Genomic DNA, 559 nt, shown 5'->3' on the forward strand with positions numbered 1-559 from the left:
TGTACTGGTCAACCCAAACTGGACACTTTTACTTGAGAATTTTCAAACTCTACAGGTGACAGATCGTCATTAGCAGAATGCAGCCGCTCCAAGTTATAATATTTCATGTAAGCCGTCACATCTTGCTTCATAAACTCCCTTGTTGGTTGATTCACTTTAAAAATCCAATCGTGTTTTAAGCTGCCAAAGAATCGCTCAACAACGGCATTATCCCAACACGCCCCCACATCCCCCATGCTGGCTCGGATACCATAGCTCAATAGCAGCCTACCGAATTGCTTACTGGTATATTGCGAGCCTCGGTCACTGTGGAATACCAGCCCTCGCGCTGGTTGTCGCAGGTTGTAGGCTTTTATTAATGCCTTAGATATCAAATCTGTGGTCATGCGTTTATCTATGTGCCATCCCACAATCCGGCGTGAATATAAATCCATCACCACAGCCAAATACATCCAGCCTTCACCCGTCTTTAAATAGGTCACGTCACCCGCCCAAACCTGATTAGCCGATACTGGGTTAAAGTTCATGTTTAACAGGTTATCTGCCACTGCATCTGAGT

At 45.3% G+C, this 559-nt stretch carries 1 pseudogene; it reads right to left on the minus strand.

Annotated elements, in window-relative coordinates:
- Nucleotides 1-8: 8 nt before the first annotated feature.
- Nucleotides 9-559, minus strand: a pseudogene (locus K5Q99_RS21955) (IS3-like element ISSba3 family transposase); the annotation flags it as partial.

Origin of the sequence: Shewanella hafniensis (assembly GCF_019655335.1) — a bacterium.
Taxonomy (GTDB): Bacteria; Pseudomonadota; Gammaproteobacteria; order Enterobacterales; family Shewanellaceae; genus Shewanella; species Shewanella hafniensis.